Raw genomic sequence first — 20,474 nt, forward strand, 5'->3', positions numbered from 1 at the left:
GTGCGTGCTTCTGGGATCCTGCTGGTCGCGCGGACGAGAGGACGAGATGCAGGGGAAACGGCACCGGCTGGAGCTGGACGACGAACGGGTGCGGGAGTTCTGGCGGGAGCGGCGCGTGTGCACGCTGGTGACGCTGCGGCCGGACGGGACGCCGCACGCGGTGCCCGTCGGGGCGACGCTGGACGCGGCGGCGGGAATCGTCCGGGTGATCACCTCGGGCGGGTCGGCGAAGGCCCGGCACGTGCGGGACGCCGGGCCGGCGGGGCTGCCGGTCGCGGTGAGCCAGGTGAACGGGCGCCGCTGGTCGACCGTCGAGGGGCGGGCGGTGCTGCGGACGGACGCGGAGTCGGTCGCGGACGCGGAGCGGCGGTACGCCGACCGGTACAAGCCGCCGCGCTTCAACCCGGAGCGGGTCGTCATCGAGATCACGGTGACGCGGGTGCTCGGCAATGTCTGAGGACGCGGCGAACTCGGGCGGCCCGGTCGACGCGCCGGACGGACGGGCGGCGGCCGGGGATCTCGGCGCGTCCGATCGCGCGGCGGGGGCGCGGGGCGCCGGGGTGCGCGGCGCCGGGGAGGCGCCGGTCACGGTCGAGGACGTCGGCGTCGGCGGCCATCGGGTCACCGTCGTCGGGATCGGGGCGGACGGCTGGGACGGGCTCGCCGGTCCGGCGCGGGACGCGGTGCGGGCGGCCGAGCTCCTGGTCGGCGGGGCGCGGCAGCTCGGGATGCTGCCCGACCTCGCGGCCGAGTGCGTCGCGGTGGCGTGGCCGTCGCCGATGCTGCCCGCCCTGCCCGCGCTGTTCGACGAGCACCGGGGGCGGCGTGTGGTGGTCCTCGCGAGCGGCGACCCGATGTTCTTCGGGGTCGGGACGACGCTGGTGCGGCTGCTCGGCGCGGAGAACGTCCGGGTGCTGCCGCACGTGTCGTCGATGTCGCTGGCGTGCGCGCGGCTCGGCTGGTCGCTGGAGGACACCGACGTCGTCACCGCGGTGGGCCGCCCGCTGTCGGCGCTGGCCCGGGTGCTGGCGCCGGGCCGGCGGGTGCTGGTGCTCAGCGCGGACGCCGGCACGCCCGCGGAGGTCGTCGAACTGCTGGAGGACCGGGGCTTCGGCGCCAGCGAGGTCACGGTGCTGGAGCGGCTGGGCGGGCCGGACGAGCGGGTGGGGCCGCCGCGGGCGGACGTGGCGGCGCTCAACATCGTGGCCGTGCGGTGCCGGGGCGCGGGCGTCCAGGCCGTGCCGGGGCTCCCGGACGACGCGTACGACCACGACGGGCAGCTCACCAAGCGGGAGGTCCGGGCGATCACGCTGGCGCGGCTGGCGCCCGTCCCGGGCGAGCTGCTGTGGGACGTCGGCGCGGGCGCCGGGAGCGTCGCGATCGAGTGGATGCGGGCGCACCGGGCCTGCCGGGCCGTCGCGGTGGAGGCGCGGGCCGCGCGGGCGGAGCGGATCCGGGCGAACGCCGAGCGGCTCGGCGTCCCGGGCCTGGAGGTGGTCGTCGGCGAGGCGCCGCGGGCGCTGGAGGGGCTGGCCGGGCCGGACGCGGTGTTCGTCGGCGGCGGCGTCACCGCGGGCGGGATGATCGACGCGTGCTGGACGGCGGTGCGGCCGGGCGGGCGGCTCGTCGCGAACGCCGTCACGCTGGAGTCGGAGAACGTGCTGGTGGAGGCGCGCAGGAAGCTGGGCGGCGAGCTGACCCGGGTCGAGGTGAGCCGGGCGGGGCCGGTGGGCGGCTTCACGGGATGGAGGGCGAAGATGCCGGTGACGCAGTGGTGCGCGGTGAAGGACCGGTGACGCGGTGACGGTCCACTTCATCGGCGCCGGGCCCGGCGCCGCCGACCTGATGACCGTGCGGGGCCGCGACCTGGTCGCCGCGTCGCCGGTGTGCCTCTACGCGGGCAGCCTCGTCCCGGCGGAGGTGCTGGAGTGGTGCCCGCCGGGGGCGCGGCTCGTCGACACGGCGAACATGGTGCTGGACGACATCGTCGCGGAGCTCGTGGCCGCGCACGGGCGCGGGGAGGACGCGGCGCGGCTGCATTCGGGCGACCCGTCGGTGTTCAGCGCGATGGCCGAGCAGATGCGGCGGCTCGACGCGGCGGGCGTCCCGTACGACGTGACGCCCGGGGTGCCGGCGTTCGCGGCGGCGGCCGCGGCGCTGGGCCGGGAGCTGACGATGCCGGAGGTCGCGCAGACGGTGGTGCTGACCCGCACGTCGGCGCGGGCGACGCCGATGCCGCCGGGCGAGGACCTGGCGACGCTCGGCCGGAGCCGCGCGACGATGGTGCTGCACCTGGCCGTGCAGCGGATCGACGCCGTGGTGGAGGAACTGCTCCCCAACTACGGCGCCGGCTGCCCGGTGGCGGTGGTGGCGCGGGCGTCGCGGGAGGACGAGCTGGTCCTGCGGGGCACCCTCGCCGACATCGCCGGGAAGGTGCGGGAGGCCGGGGTGCGGCGGACGGCGGTGATCATCGTCGGGTCGGTGCTGGGCGCGGAGGACTTCGCCGACAGCCACCTGTACTCGGCGGCCCGCTGCCGCGGCTAGGCGCGGCCGACGATCGTGCCGCCCCGGTCGATGACGACGATGTCGACCTCGACCGGGGCGCCGCGCAGGACGTCCAGTGCGGTGGCCCGCGCGCGCTCCGCGACGAGGTCGCCGAGCGGGATTCCGGCCTCCTGGCACACCTGGAGCGCGTGCAGCGCGGTGTTGCAGCCGCGGACGCGCTCGGCGGTCTCCGGGTCGTCGATCATGGCGGCGAGGACGGCGAAGTCGACCTGCGAGCGCTTGGAGTGCAGGTCGAGGTGCCCGGCGGCGAGCTTGGCGAGCTTGCCGATGCCGCCCGCGATCGTCAGCCGCGGCACGGGGTGGCGGCGCACGTACTTCAGCACGGCCCCGGCGAAGTCGCCCATGTCGAGCAGGGCGTCCTCGGGCAGGCCGTGGAGCTCGGCGACGACCTTCTCGGACGTGCTGCCGGTGGCCCCGGCGACGTGCGTGCGGCCCATCGCGCGGGCGACGTCCACGCCGCGCCGGATGCTGTCGATCCACGCGGAGCAGGAGTACGGGACGACGACGCCGGTGGTGCCGAGGATCGACAGGCCGCCGAGGATGCCGAGGCGCGGGTTCCAGGTGCGGCGCGCGAGCTCCTCGCCGCCGTCCACGGAGATCTCCACGATGACGTCGGCGTCGCCGAGGACCTCGCGCATCATGCGGCGCGGCACCGGGTTGATCGCGGGTTCGCCGACCTCCAGCGGGAGGCCGGGCCGGGTGACGGTGCCGACGCCGGGGCCCGCCCGGAACGTGACGCCGCTGCCGGGCGGCCCCGGACGGACGGTCGAGCGGACGAGCGCGCCGTGCGTGACGTCGGGGTCGTCGCCCGCGTCCTTGACGATCCCGGCGGTGGCGCGGCCGTCGCCGAGCTCCTCGACGGCGAGCGCGAACGCGGGCCGCTGCCCCTTCGGCAGCGTGATCTCGACGGGGTCGGGGAACTCGCCGGTCAGCAGGGCGGCGTGGGCCGCCTTGGTCGCGGCCGTCGCGCAGGCACCGGTCGTCCAGCCGTACCGCAGTCCGCTCATGGCATGGGTCCGCTCATAGCATTCTCTCGTGACGATGACTTCCGTGCGCCGGCGTGTGCTGCTGCTGGGCGGCACCGGGGAGGCGCGGCGCCTGGCCGTGCGGCTCGACGCGGACCCGGCGGTCGAGGTGACCAGCTCGCTGGCGGGCCGGACCGCCGCCCCGCGGGCCCTGCCCGGACGGGTCCGGGTGGGCGGGTTCGGCGGCGCGGACGGGCTCGCGGCGTGGCTGCGGGACGAGCGGGTCGACGCCGTCGTGGACGCCACGCACCCGTTCGCCGCGCGGATGAGCGGGAACGCGGCCCTGGCCTGCGCGGCGGCCGGGGTTCCGCTGCTCGTGCTGCGCCGTCCGGGCTGGACGGCGGGGCCGGGCGACGACTGGCGGCGCGTCCCGTCCCTGGCGGCCGCGGCCGCGGACCTGCCCGGCGAGCGCGTGTTCCTGACGACCGGGCGCACCGGCCTCGCGGCGTTCGCGGGGGACGGCCGCCGCCGGTACCTCGTGCGCTCGGTGGACCCGCCCGAGCCGCCGCTGCCCGCCCGGACGACCGTCGTGCTGGCGCGCGGCCCGTTCACCGTCGAGGACGAGACGGCGCTGATGCGCGAGCACCGCGTCGACGTGCTCGTCACCAAGGACAGCGGCGGCGCGATGACGGCCGCCAAGCTGACCGCCGCGCGCGAGCTGGGCGTCCCGGTGGTGATGGTCGACCGGCCGCCCGTCCCGGACGGCGTCCCGGTGGCGGCGACCGTCGAGGACGCGGCGGCGTGGGTCGGTCATGCGGGACGGCTCACGCCGGGTAGCGGCGGGGCGTGAACACGGCGGCGCCGTCGCCGCGCTCGGCGACCCGGGTCTGCGACGAGCCGACCAGCAGCAGGCAGCGCATGTCGACGCCGGTCCCGTCGAGGTCGCCGAGCCGGATCACCCGGACGCTCTCCTCCGGGCCGCCGACGTCGCGGCCGATGACCACGGGCGTGTCCGGGTCGCGGTGCGCGAGGAGGACGTCGCGGGCCTTCGCGACCTGCCCGGTGCGGGTCCGCGAGGCCGGGTTGTAGATCGCGATCGCGAGGTCGGCGGCGGCGACGGCCGCGAGCCGCTTCTCGATGACGTCCCACGGCTTCAGCCGGTCCGACAGGGACAGCACGCAGTAGTCGTGGCCGAGCGGCGCGCCGATCCGGGACGCGACGGCGTTCGCCGCGGTCAGGCCGGGCAGCACCCGCACCGGGACGTGCTTCCAGCGCTCCTCGGCGGCGACCTCCAGGACCGCGGCGGCCATCGCGAACACCCCGGGGTCGCCGGACGACACGACCGCGACGCGCCGTCCCCGTTCGGCCAGCGCCAGCGCGAACTCGGCCCGCTCGGACTCGACCCGGTTGTCGGACGGGTGCCGCTCCTGCCGCGGGTTGGCGGGCACGCGGGCCAGGTAGGGGGCGTAGCCGACGAGGTCGTCGGCGGCGGCCAGCGCGTCCTGCGCCTCGGGGGTGAGCCAGTCGCGCCCGGCCGGGCCGAGCCCGACGACCGCGACCTCGCCGGGCCCGCCGTCCCCCGGCGTGCGGGGCGCGGGCAGCTCGCGGCGGGTCCGCTCGTGCACGCGGGACGGCAGGATCGCGAGGGAGAAGTACGGGACGGTCTCGGCGTCGACGTCGGCGAGCGGCTGCATCCGCTGCCCGCCGGTCGTCGCGCGCTCGACGTACCAGGCGTCCGCGAGCCGGCCGGCCTCCTCCACGGCGCCCCGGACGCCGCCGAAGGTGCGGCCGAGCTTGAGGACGGCGGCCGAGTCGGTGGCCGCGAGCCGCCGCGCCAGGTCGTCCGGCGGCAGCGTCCCCGGCAGGACGGTCAGGACCTCGTCGCGCTCCACCAGCGGGCGGCCGAGCTCGGCGGACGCGGCGCTGACCGACGTCACGCCCGGCACGGCGGTCGCCGGATAGCGGCCGGCCAGCCGCTTGTGGAGGTGCATGTACGAGCCGTAGAAGAACGGGTCGCCCGCGCAGAGCACGACGACGTCGCGCCCGGCGTCCAGGTGCCCGGCGAGGCGTTCGGCGGACCGCTCGTAGAACTCGTCGAGGATCCGCTGGTAGTCGTCGGTGTCCTCGGTGGTCACCGGGTAGATCAGCGCTTCCTCGATCTGCCCGTCCCGCAGGTGCGGCTCGGCGATCCGGCGGGCGACGCTGCGCCCGTGCCGGGCCGCGTGGTGGACGATCACGTCGGCGGCCTCGATCAGCCGGACGGCCTTCACGGTGATCAGCTCCGGGTCGCCGGGCCCCAGCCCGACCCCGTACAGGTGTCCGGTCATCACTCTTCCTCGCTGGCGATGGCGTTGATCGCGGCGGCCGTCATGGCGCTGCCGCCGCGGCGGCCGTGCACGACCAGGTGGGGCAGGCCGGACGCGGCGAGCGCCTCCTTCGACTCGGCCGCGCCGATGAACCCGACCGGGATCCCCAGGATCGCGGCGGGCCGCCCGGCGCCCGCGTCGATCATCTCCAGCAGCCGGAACAGCGCCGTGGGGGCGTTGCCGATCGCGACGACGGAACCGTCGAGGCGGTCCCGCCACAGCTCCAGCGCGGCGGCGCTGCGGGTGGTGCCGAGGTCGGCGGCGAGGCCGGGGACGCGCGGGTCGCCGAGCGTGCACACCACGTCGTTGTCCGCGGGCAGCCGCCGGCGGGTGACGCCCGAGGCGACCATCTGCGCGTCGCACAGGATCGGCCGTCCGGCCAGCAGCGCGGCGCGGGCGGCCGCGACCGCGCCGGGCGACCAGGCCAGGTCGCGGACCAGGTCGGTCATTCCGCACGCGTGGATCATGCGGACCGCGACCCGGGCGACGTCCGCGGGCAGACCGGCGAGGTCCGCCTCCGCCCTGATGGTCGCGAACGACCGCCGGTAGATCTCCGCGCCGTCGCGGACGTACTCGATCACTCGCTCCTCCGTGTTCGGGCGACGGCGGCCGCCGTCGCCGCCGGGTCCCGGGGCCGCGCGCGGACCTCGTCGCCGAGCCGCACCTCGTAGCCCCCGGGGGTGGCCACCACCGCGACGTGCCGGTCGGGCGGGTGCCCGCACCGGCGCTCGCAGCCGGACCAGTGCACCGGCGGCCCGCCCGCGGTTCCGTGCGGGCGCGCCGCCCGGACGGCCGCGGCGGCGTCCGCGCGGACGTCGGTCAGCGACGTCGCGCAGCCGGGGCGGCCCGCGCAGGCGGTGACCCCGGCCCAGTCCGCCGCCGTGACCAGGCCAGGAAAGTGTGGCATGTCCGTGAGGTCGGGGATCACGACGCCCCGCCACGGAGTGACGATGATCTCTTCGGCGTCCCGGAGCGGCGCGGGGTCGAGGCGCCCGAGCGGGACGAGCGCCGAGTACGCGCGCCGTCCGTCCCGCTGGGGGATCGGGCCGAGCGGCGTCCGGTTCGGGACGGCCGGGACGGGCACGGGTTCGGCCCGGCGGCGGCCGCGTGCGAGGGCCTCGACGAGCGGCGACCGGTCGGGCAGTTCGGATATGCGCCATTCGGTGGTGCGGACGCGGAGGAAGGCGCGGGCGGCTTCGACGGCCAACGCCACGGCCTGTTCCGGGCGCGCGCGCAGGCCGGTGTCGGTTCCGGCGAGGACGAGCGCGAGTTCGTCCGGTGCGAGCGCGTACAGGCCGACGTCGGGGCGCAGGGCGATGACGTCGCCGCGCCCGTCGTCGAGGGCGAAGAGGAACCGGCCGGACAGCGCGGCGAGGGCGGGATCCGCGCAGAGCGCGGCGTCGAGGGCCGGGACCAGCGGGCGGACGTCGAGGCGCCCGGCGCCGTCGCGTCCGGACAGGACGCTCGCGGCGATGTTCCGGACGCGTTCGTGCGTCATCGAGGGCAGCAGCCCGGCCGCCCGCAGCCGGTCGCTCAGCTCGGCCTCGGCCCCCTCGGCGAGCCCCCTGATCTGCACGTTCGCGCGGGAGGTGAGCTCCAGGAAGCCGTCGCCGAGCGCGGCGGCGGCGTCGGCGAGCGCGGCGGTCCGGGCGCGCGTGAGGAGCCCGCCGGGGAGCCGGACCCGCGCGAGACCGCCGTCGGCCGCCGGGTGGACCCGCAGGGCGCCCGGGCAGCGGTCCGGGCCCGATCGCGAAGGTGGGGGCAGAGGTGAGGGCACGGCACGGATCCTACGAAGTCCGGCGCCGCCGGCCGACCCCGGCTAGGCCGGTCCGGGGAGCGGCCGGTACTCGAACCAGTCGAAGTCGGCGTGGTTCCGGCTCGTCCGCCCGTTCGCGGTCGCGTAGAGGCCGATGTAGACGCCGGTGAAGCCGCCCGCCACCTGGCTGCTCAGCATGTCGCCGTCCACGGGCGGGCCGAGCGGGACGAACGGCCCCGGCTCCGCCGCGTACAGCGCCCGGTACCAGCGGCCGTGCGCCTCGAAGCCGAGCCGGACCCGTCCCGCCGGGGGCGCCTCGGCCAGGATCGTCTCCAGCCCCTGCTCCCGCTTGACGAGGCGCAGCCCCCGCTCGGTCGAGACCAGCAGGACGTGGAACTCGCCGTTCTGCACGAGGGCGATGCCCGCCTGCTCCTCGTCGCGCGGCGCGAACTCCAGCGCGGTGAACGCGGCGAAGTCGTGGTGCCGCTGCCCGCGCCCGACGAACGACGGGTTCGCCGTGTCGGCGAGGGTCTCCGGCCGGACGCGCAGCCGCAGGTGCCCGGGACGCTCGGTGAGGCTCCACCACCGCTCCCGGGGCGGGCGGAGCATGCTCCAGTCCGGTGCGAGCCCGGGCGCGTCGAAATGGTCGCAGGCGGGCTCGGCGGGCCAGGGCGCCGGCGGCAGCGACGGCGCGTCCCGGACGGGCTCGACCGGGTCGGCGACCGGCCAGCCGTCCTCCCAGCGGACCCGCGTCAGGAAGGTCTCCCGCCCGAGCGCGCAGCGGTCCGCGTGGTGCGGCCGCATCGCCAGCAGCGTCATCCACCATTCGCCGTCCGGGGTCTGCACGAGGTCGCCGTGCCCGGTCCCGACGATGGGGTTCCCGAGACCGAGGTGCCGGTGCGTCAGCACCGGATTGCGCGGGTTGCCCTCGTAGGGGCCGGTGACGGCGTCGGCGCGCGCGGTCATCACCGCGTGGTCGAGCGCGGTGCCGCCCTCGGCCGTCACCAGGTGGTAGCGCCCGCCGACCTTGTAAATGTGGGAGCCCTCGGTCCAGATGGCGCCCTTGACCGCCCCGTCCCAGATGACGTGCTCCTCGCCGACCAGCGCCGGGACGGACGGGTCGTACTCGCGCAGCCAGATCTCGGTGTGCCCGTCGTAGCGGCCGGTGAGCCGGGTCCCGGTGCACCAGGCCCGGCCGTCGTCGTCGAAGAACAGCGACGGGTCGATGCCCGCGCCGTCCAGCCGGTGCGCGTCCGACCACGGGCCGGCCGGGTCGTCGGCGGTCAGCGCGAAGTGCCCCGACCACTCGGCGCCGTCCACGAGCGTGCAGACCAGGTGGAAGCGCCCGTCGTGGTGGCGCAGGGTCGGCGCGTACAGGCCGCCGGACGCCGGGACGCCGTCCAGCGGGAGCTGGTCCGGACGGTCGAAGGCGTGCCCGATGCACCGCCAGTGGACCAGGTCGCGGCTGTGGAACACCGGCAGTCCGGGGAACCACTCGAACGTGGACGTCACCAGGTAGAAGTCGTCGCCCACCCGGCAGACCGAAGGGTCGGGACGGCAGCCCGGCAGGATCGGGTTCCGGAACCGGTTCACAGCGGTGTCACCTCCGCGGGGACGTCGAGGACGCGGTCGGCGCCGAGGACGCGCACCGGGCCGTCCAGCGTGAACGCGCCGCGCAGCGGGAGGTCCTCGCTGGAGCCGCCGACCATGACCTCGATCGCGCCCGGCTCGACGATGCGGCGCAGGTCGGGGCCGGTGAACGAGGTGCGGTCGGCGTGCACGGTGAACGCCACGCGGGCGGCGTCCCCCGGCCCGAGGCGGACGCGGGCCCACCCGGCGAGCCACCGGGACGGGCGGACGACCGAGGCGACCGGGTCGGCGAGGTAGAGCTGGACGACCTCGGTGCCCGGGCGGTCGCCCACGTTGCGGACGACCGCGTCCACGGTCACCGACCCGTCGGTGAGGGCGCGCTCGTCGACGCGCAGGTCCGCGTAGGCGAACCGCGTCCAGGTGAGGCCGTGCCCGAACGGGAACAGCGGGGCGGGGCTGACGGCGCTCCAGTCGTGCGGGCCGTCCATCGCCGAGCGCAGGTAGGCGACGGGCGGGCCGGACGCGCGGCGCGGGACGCTGATCGGCATCCGCCCGGACGGCTCGACGCGCCCGGTCAGCACCCCGGCGACCGCCCCCGCGCCCTCCTCGCCGGGGAAGAACGCCTGCACGACGGCGGCGGCCCGGTCCGCGAGGTCCTCGATCGCGTACGGGCGGCCCGACAGCAGCACGATCACGGTGGGCGTGCCGGTGCCGAGGACGGCCTCGGCGAGATCGCGCTGCCGCCCGGGCGGCGCGAGGGTCTCGACGTCGCAGCCCTCCCCGGACGTGCCGCGCCCGAACAGGCCCGCGCGGTCGCCGAGCGCCACGACCGCCACGTCCGCGCCGCGGGCCGCCGCGACGGCCGCGTCGATGTCGTCCCCGGTGACCAGGACGTCCGCGGACGGGGCGACGGCGACGCCGGGCAGCTCGCCGCGCAGGGCGTCCGCGAGGGTCGGGACGTCCACGCCGAGCGGCAGGTCGGGCCGGTGGCGGCCGACGTGCGCGGGGAAGGTGTAGCAGCCGAGCATCCCGGCCGCGTCGTCGGCGAGCGGCCCGGTGAGCGCCACGCGGGCGGAAGGCGCGAGCGGCAGCGTCCCGTCGTTGGCGAGCAGGACGACCGACGCCTCCGCCAGCCGCCGCGCCAGCGCCCGATGCCCCGGCGGATCGAGGTCGAGCCCGGCCGCGCCGCCGTCCGCAGGACCGCCGTTCCCAGCGCCGGGGATCCCAGAGGCCACCGGGGCGCGCGTGCCGCCGTCTTCCGGGGCGGCTCCGTTCGAGGTCGCGCCGTCCCCGGACGGGGCGTCCAGGAGGCCGAGCCCGGCCTTGAGGGCGAGGACGCGGGCGGCGGCGCGGTCGAGCAGCTCCGCGGGGACGTCGCCGCGGCGCACCAGCTCGAGCAGCGGCTCGCCGAAGCAGCGGACGGTCGGCAGCTCGACGTCGACGCCGGCGCGGAGCGCGAGCGCGCCGGCCTCGCCGCGGGACCCGGCGACGCGGTGCCGGCTCTCCAGGAAGGAGATCCCGAAATAGTCGGACACGACGGCGCCGGTGAAGCCGAGCTCACCGCGCAGCAGGTCGGTGAGGAGCCGCGCGTCGGCGGCGGCGGGGACGCCGTCCACGTCGGTGTAGGAGTGCATGATCGACCGGGCGCCGCCGTCGCGCAGCGCCATGACGAACGGTTCGAGGATCACGTCGGCGAGTTCGCGGGGGCCGATGGGGACGGGCGCCATGTTGCGGGCGGCGCGGGACGCGGAGTACCCGGCGAAGTGCTTGGGCGTCGCGGCGACCCCGGACCGTTCCAGCCCCCGCACGTAGGCGGTGCCGAGGACGGCGACGAGCTGCGGGTCCTCGCCGATGCACTCCTCGGTGCGTCCCCAGCGGGCGTCGCGGACCACGTCCAGGACGGGCGCGAGCCCCTGGTGGACGCCCGCCGCGCGCATGCTCGCCCCGATCGCCGCGGCCATCTCCCCCACCAGCCCGGGGTCGAAGGTCGCGCCCCACGCGGGCGGGCTGGGGAAGACGGTGGCGCCCCAGGTCATGAAGCCGTTGAGGCACTCCTCGTGCGCGATCGCGGGGATGCCGAAGCGGTTCGCCGCGGCGACGCGGCGCTGCAGGTCGCGCAGCCGGGCGGCGCCCTCGGCGGCGGTGACCGGCGCGGTCCCGAACACGCGGGTGAGCTGGCCGAGGCCGTGCGGGAGGAGGTCGTCGAGCGCGGGCGCCGGCTCGTTCGAGTCGTCCTCCATCGGCGCGACGGGCTCGCCGGGTTCGGCGGGCATCGCCCAGAAGCCGGCGAGCTGGCCCGCCTTCTCCTCCGGGGTCATGCGGGACAGCAGGTCGGCGACCCGGTCGGCGACCGGCAGCGCGGGATCGCGCCACCGTTCGCCGGAGGCCGCGGCGGGGGTCGGGGCTTCGGTCATCGCTGCTCCGTGGGGGCGGGCGGGGCGGTGGAGGCGCGGACGCGCAGCTCGGTGGCCAGTTCCACGCGGGGGGTCAGCGGCGGCCGCCCGTCCAGCAGCTGGAGCAGGGTGCGGGCGGCGACCCGGCCCATCTCCTCCAGCGGCTGCCGGACGGTCGTGAGCGGCGGCGACAGCCACTCGCAGGTCGGCAGGTCGTCGAACCCGACGACGCTCAGGTCCTCGGGGACGCGCAGCCCGGCGAGTCGGGCGGCCTGGTAGGCGCCCATGGCCTGCTGGTCGCTGCCCGCGAAGATCGCGGTGGGGCGGTCCGGCAGATCCAGCAGCTCGCGGGTGCGGGCGAAGCCGCCCTCGTGGTGGAAGTCGCCGTACCGGACGAGGTCGCGGTCGACCTCGATGCCCGCGCGCTCCAGCGCCGTCCGGTAGCCGTCCACCCGGGCCTGCGTGCACAGCATGTCGGCGGGGCCGCCGATCATCCCGATGCGGCGGTGGCCGAGCTCGATGAGGTGCTCGGTGGCGGCGAGGCCGCCCGCCCAGTTGGTGGCGCCGACGCTGGCGATGTCGGTGTCGGGCAGGTTCACCGGGTCGACCAGGACGAGCGCGACGCCGGCGCGCTCGAGCTGCTCGCGCTGCCGGGCGGTCATCCGGGACGTCACCAGGATCACGCCGTCGCTGTGGTGCAGGGCCGGCAGGTTCTGCCAGCTCGGCGGGCGCGCGTCGTCCTCGCGCACCAGCGACACGACCACCCCGGTGCCCTGCTCGGCGCACTCGGCCTCGACGCCGCGCAGGATCTCCACCGCCCACGGGCTGTCGAGCCCGGCCAGCACGAGGTCGATCAGCCCCGACCGGCGGGCGCGGCGGGAGCCGCCGGGGCCCGGGTAGTTGTGGTCGCGCAGCAGGGCCTCGACGCGCTCGCGGGTGGCGGCGGCCACGTCCGTCCGGCCGTTGAGGACCTTCGAGACGGTCGCGGGCGACACCCCGGCCTCGGCCGCGATCAGCGCGAGGGTCGGCCGGGACGGCACGGCCCGCGGGTCCGGCGGGTCGGGCGGGTCTTCGGTGGTGCGCACGGTCACGCTGCTTCTCCTCCCCGAGGAAACGATTGCGAACGTTATCGCAATATTTCGTTCGCTCCTAGCCCCGATCGTCCGTGGATCGTCGCAGCCGTTACGCCTGCGGAGTGACGGAGCACACACGAATCCGCCGCGAAGCCTTGACCGTACGGGGTGCCCTTCTTAGAGTTTCTCGGCACAGACTACCGAAGTTTTTCGAAATGTTTCGAGATCCCCTTTCTCCGCCCTTCAGGCCCGGCCCTGTCCGCCATCGCCCACCCCCTCCAGGAGGCCACCATGGGCATCGCACAGCCGTCCCGCCGTTCCCTGCTGACCGCGCTCTCCGCGGGCGCCGCCATCGCCGTCGCCGCGCCCGCGCTCACCGCCTGCGGCGGCGACGGATCCGGCTCCGGCAAGGTCACGATCGAATGGCTCGACATCGCCACCACCGAGCCGTCCAAGACCATCTACCCGGAGATCGTCAAGGCCTACGAGGCGGCGCACCCGAACGTCGACATCCGGCTGACGAACATGGAGAACGACGCGTTCAAGGCCAAGATGACGGCCGTGACGGCGTCCGGCGACCTGCCCGACATCTTCGTCACCTGGGGCGGCGGCGTCCTCCGGCAGCGGATCGACGCCGGGCTGGTCAAGCCGGTCGACGACTCCGCGTTCCTGGACGGCTTCATGCCGGTCTCGCTGCAGCCCTACCAGTTCGACGGCAAGACCTACGCCGTCCCGTACGACATGGGCATGGTCGGGTTCTGGTACAACAAGGACCACTTCGAGAAGGCCGGGATCGCCGAGCCCCCCGCGACCTGGACGCAGTTCCTCGACGCCGTCCGCAAGCTGAAGACCGCCGGGATCACCCCGATCGCCCTGGCCGGCAAGGACAAGTGGCCCGGGCACTACTACTGGGCCTACCTCGCGCTCCGCCTCGCCGGCGCGGACGGCGTCGCGCAGGCGGCCGAGGCGCAGAACTTCGGCACGCCCCCGTTCGTCCAGGCCGGGCAGAAGCTCAAGGAGCTCGTCGACCTCGACCCGTTCCAGCAGGGCTTCCAGGGCGCCGCGTACGACGCCCCCGGCGGGCAGGCCGCCACCATGGGGGCGGGCAAGGCCGGCATGGAGCTGATGGGCCAGTGGGCGCCCGTCGTGCAGAAGGACGCCTCCGGGCAGGACCTCGGCGACGCGCTCGGCTTCTTCCCGTTCCCCGCCGTCGAGGGCGGCCCCGGCAAGGTCACCGACGTGTTCGGCGGCGGCAACGGCCACGCGCTGAGCAAGGACGCCCCGCCCGAGGCGCTCGACTTCCTCAAGTTCCTGATGAACGAGCAGAACGAGGCGCGGCTCGTGTCGTCCGGCGCGTTCATGCCCGTCGTCAAGGGCGCCGAGAGCGCGATCGAGGACCCGAACCGGAAGATCGTCGCCGAGCGGCTGAACGGCGCGACCGGGTTCCAGCTCTACCTGGACCAGGCGTTCCCGCCCGCCGTCGGGCAGGAGGTCAACGACGGCGTGGCCGGGCTCATGGGCGGGCAGGCCACCCCGCAGGAGGTCGCGCAGGCGATCACCGAGGCGGCCAAGAACGCATGACCCTGTCGTCCACATCGACGTCGCCGAAGCCGACCGCGCCCCCGCGGGGCGGCCCGCCGCCGCGCCGGCGCTCGGCGCGCGGACGGCGGCTGCGCGGCTGGTTCGCCACCACCTGGTTCCTCGTCCCGGCGCTGCTGGTCTTCGTCCTGTTCGTGCTGTTCCCGATCGCGATCGCCCTCTACACGAGCTTCTTCCGGTGGGGCGGGTTCGGGTGGCCCGAGGACTTCGTCGGGCTCGACAACTTCCGCGAGCTGTTCGCCGATCCGGTGTTCCGCGGCGACCTGTGGCGCGGGCTCGTCCTGGTCGTCCTGTCGGTCGGGGTGCAGCTGCCGTTCGCGCTCGGCACGGCCGTCCTGCTCAACCAGCGGATGCGCGGCCGGGCGGTCTACCGGGCGGTCTTCTTCGCGCCCTACATCCTGTCCGAGGTCATCGCGGGCGTGCTGTTCGGGATGATCTTCCTGCCCGGCTCGGGCCTCGCCGACGCCCTGATCGAGGACGTCCCGCTCGTGGGCGGCCTCGCCGGCACGTGGTTCTCCGACCCCGGCACCGCGCTGCCCACGCTGTTCGCCGTCATGACGTGGAAGTACTTCGGCTTCCACATGATGATCTACCTGGCGGGGCTGCAGGGCATCCCCAAGGAGGTCCTGGAGGCGGCGGCGATCGACGGCGCGGGCCCGTGGGAGCGGTTCCGGCACGTCACCCTCCCGCTCCTCGCCCCCACCCTCCGGATCAGCGTGTTCCTGTCCGTCATCGGCGCGATCCAGTTGTTCGACCTCGTGTGGGTCACGACCGGCGGCGGACCCACGCACTCGACCGAGACGATGGCGGTCTCCATGTTCCAGTTCGGTTTCCAGCGCTACCAGATGGGCTACGCGAGCGCGATCAGCGTCGTCATGTTCGCCATCAGCCTCGTGTTCTCCCTGCTCTACCAGCGTTTCGCGCTCCGCCGCGACCTGCAGGGCGCCATGACCTCGACGGGAGGGGCGCGATGAGCGCGATCGACCGGAAGCGCCGCCGGGGGCGGGCGCCGCGCGGCCTGGCGCGGCACGCGCTCGTCTGGATCCTCGGCTCCTTCATCGTCGTCCCGCTGCTGTACGCGGTGCTGTCGGGGTTCAAGTCGACCGGGGACCTGACCGACGACCCGTTCGGCCTGCCCTCGCCCTGGCAGGTGTCGAACTACACCGGCATCCTCGGCTCCGGCGACTTCTGGCGGCAGGTCGGCAACAGCGTCATGATCGCGGCCGCCACCGCGCTGATCACCGTCGCGGTCTCGGCGCTCGCCGCGTTCGCGTTCGCCCGCTACGCGTTCCGCGGCCGCGAGGCGTTCTTCACCCTGTTCGCGGTCGGGCTGATGTTCCCGCCCGCCGTCGCGGTGCTGCCGCTGTTCGTGCTGCTGCGCACCCTCGGCCTGCTCGACAACCCGCTCGGCGTCGTCCTCCCGCAGGCGGCGTTCGCGCTGCCGATGACGATCATCATCCTGCGGGGCTTCTTCCGGACGATCCCCGGCGACCTCGAGGAGGCCGCGATCATCGACGGCTGCGGCCGGTTCGCGTTCTTCTGGCGCATCCTCCTGCCGATGGCCCGCCCCGCCATCGGCACCGTCTCGGTCCTCGCGATCGTCACGAGCTGGAACAACTTCTTCCTCCCGCTGCTCGTGTTCACGAACCCCAGATGGCACACGATCCCCGTCGGCATCCAGCAGTTCCAGGGCCAGTACTCGACGAACTACGCGCTGGTGTTCGCCTACATCGTCCTCGCGATGATCCCCGCGCTCGCCTTCTACGCCGTCGCCGAACGCCAGCTCATCGGCGGCCTCACCGCGGGCGCCACGAAGGGATGAACGCGAAGGGATGAACCCGACGAACATGCACGACATGGCCGTCCGCTGGGTACGGAGCCCTTCGAGGCCCGCAGAGGAGGCGGCGACCGATGATCCAGGTGGTGCTGTTCGACGTCAACGAGACGCTGGGCGACCTGTCCTGCCTGCGCGCGCGCCTGGACGACGTCGGCGCGCCCGGCCACCTCCTCCCCACCTGGTTCGCCGGGACCCTCCGCGACGGCATGGGCCTCACCGCCGCCGGGGCCTACGCCGACTTCACCGAGGTCGCCGAGTGCGGCCTGCGGAGCCTGCTCACCGGCCTGGACGGCTGGGCCGGCGACGCGCGCCGCGCCGCCGCGCACGTCGTCAGCGGCTTCACCGATCTCGAGGTGCACCCCGACGTCCCGGACGCCGTCCACGCCCTGCACGCCGCCGGGCTGCGGCTGGCGACCCTCACCAACGGGTCCGTCGCCGTCACCGAGCGCCTGCTGGACCACGCCGGTCTCGCCGCCCCCTTCGAAGCGCTCCTCGACGTCTCCGCCCCGCGCGCGTGGAAGCCCGCCCGCGCCGCGTACCGGCACGCCGTCGACAGCCTGGGCACCGCGCCCGACCGCATCCTCCTCGTCGCCGTGCACCCGTGGGACGTCGACGGCGCCCGCCGCGCTGGCCTGCGCGCCGCCTGGCTGAACCGCGACGGGCTCCCCTACCCCTCGATGTTCGAACCCCCCGACCACACCCTCACCGACCTCCGCGCCCTCCCGGACGTCCTGGGCGTCCCGGCCCGCTGATCGCGTTCGTCGCCCGATGATTTCCGCCGCCGCCGCTGGTCGATACCTCTGAACAGGCCGTACGAGCCGAGGAGGAATCATGACCGAGCAGAAGGCCGGGGCCCTGCCCCCGGTCGTCGACCGGGAGACCTGGCAGGCCGCCCTCGACGACCTGCGGGCGCGGGAGAAGGCCGCCACCCGCGAACTCGACGCCATCGCCGCGCAGCGCCGCAGGCTGCCGATGGTCGAGCTCCCGGACTACACGCTGATCGGCCCGGACGGCCCGGTCCGGCTCGTCGACGTCTTCGACGGGCGCTCCCAGCTCATCGTCTACCACCACATGTGGTCCGACGGCGCGGAGTGGCAGTGCGGCGGCTGCACGGGGCTGACGTCGCAGTACGTCCGGCTGGACTTCCTGGCCAACTACGACGCCCGGTTCGTCATCGTCACCAACGGGCCGATCGACGAGGCGCTCGCCTACAAGGCCAAGGTCGGCAACAGGATGGACTGGTATTCCTCGTCGGAGAGCCCGTTCGGCGCCGACATGGGCGCGCCGCCCGGCGGGGGCTTCGCGGTGAACGTTTTCCTCCGCGACGGCGACACGGTCTACCGCACCTGGCACACCACCGGCCGCGGCACCGAACAGCTCAGCTACACCTTCGCGTTGATCGACGTCCTGCCGTGGGGCCGCCAGGAGGAATGGCAGGACTCCCCCGACGGCTGGCCGAAGTCGCCCACCTACTCCAAGTGGCTGGACTCCCCCGACGTCGCCCGCCTCTACGGCCCGGACTCCACGGAATCGGGGTCTCGGCGATGAAGCCCTCTCACAGCGGCCATCTGCCGATCAACGGCCTGAGCCTCTACCACGAGGTGTACGGCGGGCTCGGCGACTCCCGAACCGCTCCGCTGCTGCTCATCCCCGGCGCCTTCATGGCCACCGACTCGATGGGTCCGTGGGTGTCGGCCTTCGCGGGCGGCCGCACCGTGATCGTCTTCGATCAGCAGGGGCACGGCCGCACCCCCGACACGTCCCGCGCGATGTCCTACGAGCGGTTCGCCGACGACGCCGCGGCGTTGCTGCGCGCACTGGAGGTCGAGCGCGCGGACGTGATGGGCTACTCGCAGGGCGGCGGGGCGGCGCTGCAGCTCGCGCTCCGTCATCCGGGGCTCGTCGGCAAGCTGGTGCTGCTGTCGGCCACCTACCGCCAGGACGGCTGGTACCCGTCGATGCTGGACGCCCTCCGGGGCCTCAACGCCGAGGCGTTCGCCGGTACGCCCGTCGAGAAGGCGTTCAAGGCGCACACCCCGGACGCCACGGCGTTCGAGTCCTACGTCGAGAAGATGAAGGTTTTGAACGTCAACGACCAGAACATCGGCGACGAGCAGATGCGTTCGATACCCGCGAAGACGATGGTGATCGTCGGCGACGCGGATTCCGTGAGACCGGAGCACGCCCTGGCGATGTTCAGGCTGCGCGGTGGCGGCGATGAGGAAGCCGCGACGTCGGGGACGCTGGAGCGCGTTCCGGCCGCGCGCTTGGTGATCCTGCCCGCCACATCGCATATCGGCATCTCCGGCGAGTCGGCGACGCTGGCGCCGATGGTGAGCGCGTTCCTCGACGACGTGACACCCTCGACGCCGGACCTCTTCTAGGGGTCACAAGCAGCGATGGCCTCATTCGGCGAAGGCGTCGCACAGATTCGATCTTGGTTGTTGGATGGGTCCTGACGGTCGAAGTTGTCCTTGCCGCCCAGCCAGTAGTTCCAGACGGCCTCGTCTCCTGCCCGCTGTGGCACCCGCGGCCCGCCGACATCGGCACGGCCGAGGAGATCGACGAGTTCTGCGGCGTCGCCCGTAAACCGTAGGGCGGCCGGTTGTCACCGGCGGGCTCTACGATCACCGGCCATGGCAGTCAGGAAGCAGGCCGGTCCGCCGCGGCCGATCGCGGCGGGGGACGTGGTGGCCGCGTTCTCCGCCGAACTCGGCGCGTGGACGGCGGCGCAGATCGTGGGGATCGACGCCGAATGGCAGAAGGCGGCGGTGCTCGAACTGGACTGGTCCGGGCCCGAGCCCATGTCGGTCGACGACCTCGGCGACGTGTCGCCGCTGCGGCTCACGCACCATTCGTGGAACGGGAAGCTCGCGTACTGCAACTTCCCGTGGGTGCTTCCGCGCAGCCACAAGGTCGTCGGGCGGATGCCGCTGCTGCACGACGAGCCGTCGCGCAGTTACGGCCTCGGCTGGAGGCTCGGCGACCAGCTCGCCCGGCAGCGGCGGTGGGACGCGGGCGTCCGGGAGGATCCGCCGACGCCGTGGAAACTGGAGTGCACCGGTGCCGAGGTCGACGGGATGGCCGACGCCCGTCCGGACGTCACCCACCTGGACGTCCGGGAGATCGAGGCGCTCGACTGCGGGCGGATCGTCCGGCTCTTCCCGAACCTGACGGAACTCGATCTGCGCGGCGATCTCGGGCTGCTCGAGGCGGCCGGGCGGTTGAACGAGCTGGCGGCGCTGAAGGAACTCTCCATCTTCCACCTGTTCGGGATGACGAAGGAGGATCGGCTGAAGCCGCAGTGCACGCCCGCACTGGAGTCGCTGCACCTGTACAGCGTCCCGGCCGAGTACGCGAACGCGATGCGCTCGACGTGGCGTCCGGAGATCCCCAACGGGACGCACGTCGAGATTCGCGGCGGCCGCAGACCGGAGTGGGTCGCCGAGAACCGGAACAATCCGCTGCGCGACTGGGACGGGCGGGGCAATATCAGCAAGACGAACTTCAAGAAGTCCGTCGCGCAGTACAAGGCGACGCGGCGCGCGGTCATGGCGGTGTTCGCCGACGGCGCGGCGGACGACCGGCCCGCGCGGCTCACCGCGATCGGGCGGGAGTTCGGAACGGCGTTCAACGGCTTCGACCGCCGCTCGGGCTTCATCGAGACCGTCGAGCGCGAGGAGCTGTTCGAGGTGCTGGAGCGGATCGCGAAGGACGCCGAAGCCGCGTTCGGCCTCGAACCCCGGTGGGTGTACGAGAGCCTCGCCGCCGGAACGGAGTCGGTCCGCGACTGGTGACGGTCACGCTCGGGTGGGCCCCGCGAAGCCGTGCCGCAGGACCCGCACGAGCCGCCGCGCGTGTTCGGCGCCGTCGCCCGTGACGGCGGCCCCGCTCGTCAACGCGAGGACGTCGTCCACGGAGAGCCCGGCGTCGACGGCGCCGGAGTCCTGGGCCCGGACGAGAAGCCGCCGGGCGGTCGCCCGCATGGAGTCGTGCCAGCCGCCGAACAGCTCGGTGCGGCGCTCGCCGTCATGCTCGGTTCCGGCGAGCGCCAGGGCCCGTTTCGACGCGACGTGGACGACGAAGGCGTCCAGCCAGGCGAACAGCGCGCCCGCCGGATCCGGGCCGTCGAGCAGCGCGGCGCCCGCGTCGCAGAGCGCCGCGACCTCGTCCGCGTAGACGGCGACGACCAGGTCGCCGCGCGTCGGGAAGTGCCGGTACAAAGTCGCGTTGCCGAGGCCCGCCCGCCGCGCGACGTCGTCCAGCGCCACGTCCGGTCCGTGCTCGTCGAACAGCTCCTTCGCCGCCGCGATCAGCAGCCTTCGGTTCC

Annotated in this window: 19 protein-coding genes; 11 read left to right on the forward strand and 8 right to left on the reverse strand. The window is 74.7% G+C overall.

Annotated features, from left to right (window positions below):
• Window positions 1-4 precede the first annotated feature (4 nt).
• From AB0L25_RS25595 to cobM, 3 genes are read left to right on the forward strand one after another with little or no spacing between them, the layout of a single operon-like run.
• Complete coding sequence (locus AB0L25_RS25595) at window positions 5-457, forward strand: pyridoxamine 5'-phosphate oxidase family protein (protein WP_500175212.1); 453 nt, start codon at window positions 5-7, stop codon at window positions 455-457.
• A complete protein-coding gene (gene cbiE, locus AB0L25_RS25600) occupies window positions 450-1,796 on the forward strand; it encodes a precorrin-6y C5,15-methyltransferase (decarboxylating) subunit CbiE (protein WP_500175213.1) in 1,347 nt (448 codons plus the stop codon). Before AB0L25_RS25595 ends, cbiE begins: the two co-directional genes overlap by 8 nt.
• A gap of 4 nt (window positions 1,797-1,800) precedes the next feature.
• Window positions 1,801-2,544 (forward strand): precorrin-4 C(11)-methyltransferase, encoded by a 744-nt coding sequence (gene cobM / locus AB0L25_RS25605; RefSeq protein WP_500175214.1) that lies wholly within the window; start codon window positions 1,801-1,803, stop codon window positions 2,542-2,544.
• Here the strand turns inward: cobM and AB0L25_RS25610 are convergent.
• Complete coding sequence (locus tag AB0L25_RS25610; protein WP_500175215.1) at window positions 2,541-3,572, reverse strand: cobalt-precorrin-5B (C(1))-methyltransferase; 1,032 nt, start codon at window positions 3,570-3,572, stop codon at window positions 2,541-2,543. The two genes, cobM and AB0L25_RS25610, sit on opposite strands and share 4 nt — an antisense overlap.
• A 34-nt stretch (window positions 3,573-3,606) precedes the next feature.
• Here AB0L25_RS25610 and AB0L25_RS25615 point away from each other — a divergent pair, with 34 nt between their 5' ends.
• Window positions 3,607-4,380 (forward strand): cobalt-precorrin-6A reductase, encoded by a 774-nt coding sequence (locus tag AB0L25_RS25615; RefSeq protein WP_500175287.1) that lies wholly within the window; start codon window positions 3,607-3,609, stop codon window positions 4,378-4,380.
• On the opposite strand, the gene AB0L25_RS25620 is transcribed toward AB0L25_RS25615, so the two are convergent.
• From AB0L25_RS25620 to AB0L25_RS25645, 6 genes are read right to left on the reverse strand one after another with little or no spacing between them, the layout of a single operon-like run.
• On the reverse strand, window positions 4,355-5,857 hold the full coding sequence (locus tag AB0L25_RS25620; protein WP_500175216.1) for a precorrin-2 C(20)-methyltransferase: 1,503 nt from the start codon (window positions 5,855-5,857) through the stop codon (window positions 4,355-4,357). The two genes, AB0L25_RS25615 and AB0L25_RS25620, sit on opposite strands and share 26 nt — an antisense overlap.
• Complete coding sequence (locus tag AB0L25_RS25625) at window positions 5,857-6,477, reverse strand: precorrin-8X methylmutase (RefSeq protein WP_500175217.1); 621 nt, start codon at window positions 6,475-6,477, stop codon at window positions 5,857-5,859. The genes AB0L25_RS25620 and AB0L25_RS25625 overlap by 1 nt, the downstream gene beginning before the upstream one ends.
• Window positions 6,474-7,673: a ferredoxin-like domain-containing protein gene (locus AB0L25_RS25630; RefSeq protein WP_500175218.1), complete on the reverse strand. Its 1,200-nt coding sequence runs from the start codon at window positions 7,671-7,673 to the stop codon at window positions 6,474-6,476. Before AB0L25_RS25630 ends, AB0L25_RS25625 begins: the two co-directional genes overlap by 4 nt.
• A gap of 42 nt (window positions 7,674-7,715) precedes the next feature.
• On the reverse strand, window positions 7,716-9,245 hold the full coding sequence (locus AB0L25_RS25635; protein WP_500175219.1) for a glycoside hydrolase family 43 protein: 1,530 nt from the start codon (window positions 9,243-9,245) through the stop codon (window positions 7,716-7,718).
• The gene (locus tag AB0L25_RS25640; RefSeq protein ID WP_500175220.1) at window positions 9,242-11,656 is read right to left on the reverse strand and encodes a beta-glucosidase family protein; all 2,415 of its coding nucleotides are present in this window, start codon (window positions 11,654-11,656) and stop codon (window positions 9,242-9,244) included. The genes AB0L25_RS25635 and AB0L25_RS25640 overlap by 4 nt, the downstream gene beginning before the upstream one ends.
• Window positions 11,653-12,720, reverse strand: a complete 1,068-nt coding sequence (locus AB0L25_RS25645) for a LacI family DNA-binding transcriptional regulator (protein WP_500175288.1) — start codon at window positions 12,718-12,720, stop codon at window positions 11,653-11,655. Before AB0L25_RS25645 ends, AB0L25_RS25640 begins: the two co-directional genes overlap by 4 nt.
• Before the next feature lie 279 nt (window positions 12,721-12,999).
• On the opposite strand from AB0L25_RS25645, the gene AB0L25_RS25650 reads away from it, so the two are divergent.
• The 7 genes from AB0L25_RS25650 (at window position 13,000) to AB0L25_RS25680 (ending at window position 19,941) form a co-directional block, all read left to right on the forward strand.
• Window positions 13,000-14,289, forward strand: coding sequence for an extracellular solute-binding protein (locus AB0L25_RS25650; RefSeq protein WP_500175221.1), 1,290 nt, complete (start codon window positions 13,000-13,002; stop codon window positions 14,287-14,289).
• Window positions 14,286-15,281 (forward strand): carbohydrate ABC transporter permease, encoded by a 996-nt coding sequence (locus AB0L25_RS25655; RefSeq protein WP_500175222.1) that lies wholly within the window; start codon window positions 14,286-14,288, stop codon window positions 15,279-15,281. The genes AB0L25_RS25650 and AB0L25_RS25655 overlap by 4 nt, the downstream gene beginning before the upstream one ends.
• Entirely contained in the window at window positions 15,278-16,129 is an 852-nt protein-coding gene (locus AB0L25_RS25660; protein WP_500175223.1) for a carbohydrate ABC transporter permease, read from the forward strand. Before AB0L25_RS25655 ends, AB0L25_RS25660 begins: the two co-directional genes overlap by 4 nt.
• 89 nt (window positions 16,130-16,218) lie before the next feature.
• Window positions 16,219-16,896 carry a haloacid dehalogenase type II gene (locus tag AB0L25_RS25665; RefSeq protein WP_500175224.1) on the forward strand — a complete coding sequence of 226 codons (678 nt, stop codon included), beginning with the start codon at window positions 16,219-16,221 and terminating at the stop codon, window positions 16,894-16,896.
• Between the two features lie 79 nt (window positions 16,897-16,975).
• Complete coding sequence (locus AB0L25_RS25670) at window positions 16,976-17,692, forward strand: DUF899 domain-containing protein (protein WP_500175225.1); 717 nt, start codon at window positions 16,976-16,978, stop codon at window positions 17,690-17,692.
• Window positions 17,689-18,528 (forward strand): alpha/beta fold hydrolase, encoded by an 840-nt coding sequence (locus AB0L25_RS25675; protein WP_500175226.1) that lies wholly within the window; start codon window positions 17,689-17,691, stop codon window positions 18,526-18,528. Before AB0L25_RS25670 ends, AB0L25_RS25675 begins: the two co-directional genes overlap by 4 nt.
• Before the next feature lie 252 nt (window positions 18,529-18,780).
• Window positions 18,781-19,941, forward strand: a complete 1,161-nt coding sequence (locus AB0L25_RS25680) for a hypothetical protein (RefSeq protein WP_500175227.1) — start codon at window positions 18,781-18,783, stop codon at window positions 19,939-19,941.
• Window positions 19,942-19,944: 3 nt separating this feature from the next.
• On the opposite strand, the gene AB0L25_RS25685 is transcribed toward AB0L25_RS25680, so the two are convergent.
• Entirely contained in the window at window positions 19,945-20,463 is a 519-nt protein-coding gene (locus AB0L25_RS25685) for a TetR/AcrR family transcriptional regulator (protein WP_500175289.1), read from the reverse strand.
• Between the last annotated feature and the right edge of the window lie 11 nt (window positions 20,464-20,474).

This window comes from Spirillospora sp. NPDC052242, from assembly GCF_040679555.1.
Classification (GTDB): domain Bacteria; phylum Actinomycetota; class Actinomycetes; order Streptosporangiales; family Streptosporangiaceae; genus Spirillospora.

Excerpts from the sequence above, each read along its gene's own strand:
- cbiE (WP_500175213.1), top strand. The coding sequence starts at position 450 with ATGTCTGAGGACGCGGCGAACTCGGGCGGCCCGGTCGACGCGCCGGAC.
- AB0L25_RS25610 (WP_500175215.1), bottom strand. The coding sequence starts at position 3,572 with ATGAGCGGACTGCGGTACGGCTGGACGACCGGTGCCTGCGCGACGGCC.
- AB0L25_RS25615 (WP_500175287.1), top strand. The coding sequence starts at position 3,607 with ATGACTTCCGTGCGCCGGCGTGTGCTGCTGCTGGGCGGCACCGGGGAG.
- AB0L25_RS25620 (WP_500175216.1), bottom strand. The coding sequence starts at position 5,857 with ATGACCGGACACCTGTACGGGGTCGGGCTGGGGCCCGGCGACCCGGAG.
- AB0L25_RS25640 (WP_500175220.1), bottom strand. The coding sequence starts at position 11,656 with ATGACCGAAGCCCCGACCCCCGCCGCGGCCTCCGGCGAACGGTGGCGC.
- AB0L25_RS25650 (WP_500175221.1), top strand. The coding sequence starts at position 13,000 with ATGGGCATCGCACAGCCGTCCCGCCGTTCCCTGCTGACCGCGCTCTCC.
- AB0L25_RS25655 (WP_500175222.1), top strand. The coding sequence starts at position 14,286 with ATGACCCTGTCGTCCACATCGACGTCGCCGAAGCCGACCGCGCCCCCG.
- AB0L25_RS25660 (WP_500175223.1), top strand. The coding sequence starts at position 15,278 with ATGAGCGCGATCGACCGGAAGCGCCGCCGGGGGCGGGCGCCGCGCGGC.
- AB0L25_RS25665 (WP_500175224.1), top strand. The coding sequence starts at position 16,219 with ATGATCCAGGTGGTGCTGTTCGACGTCAACGAGACGCTGGGCGACCTG.
- AB0L25_RS25670 (WP_500175225.1), top strand. The coding sequence starts at position 16,976 with ATGACCGAGCAGAAGGCCGGGGCCCTGCCCCCGGTCGTCGACCGGGAG.
- AB0L25_RS25675 (WP_500175226.1), top strand. The coding sequence starts at position 17,689 with ATGAAGCCCTCTCACAGCGGCCATCTGCCGATCAACGGCCTGAGCCTC.
- AB0L25_RS25680 (WP_500175227.1), top strand. The coding sequence starts at position 18,781 with ATGGCAGTCAGGAAGCAGGCCGGTCCGCCGCGGCCGATCGCGGCGGGG.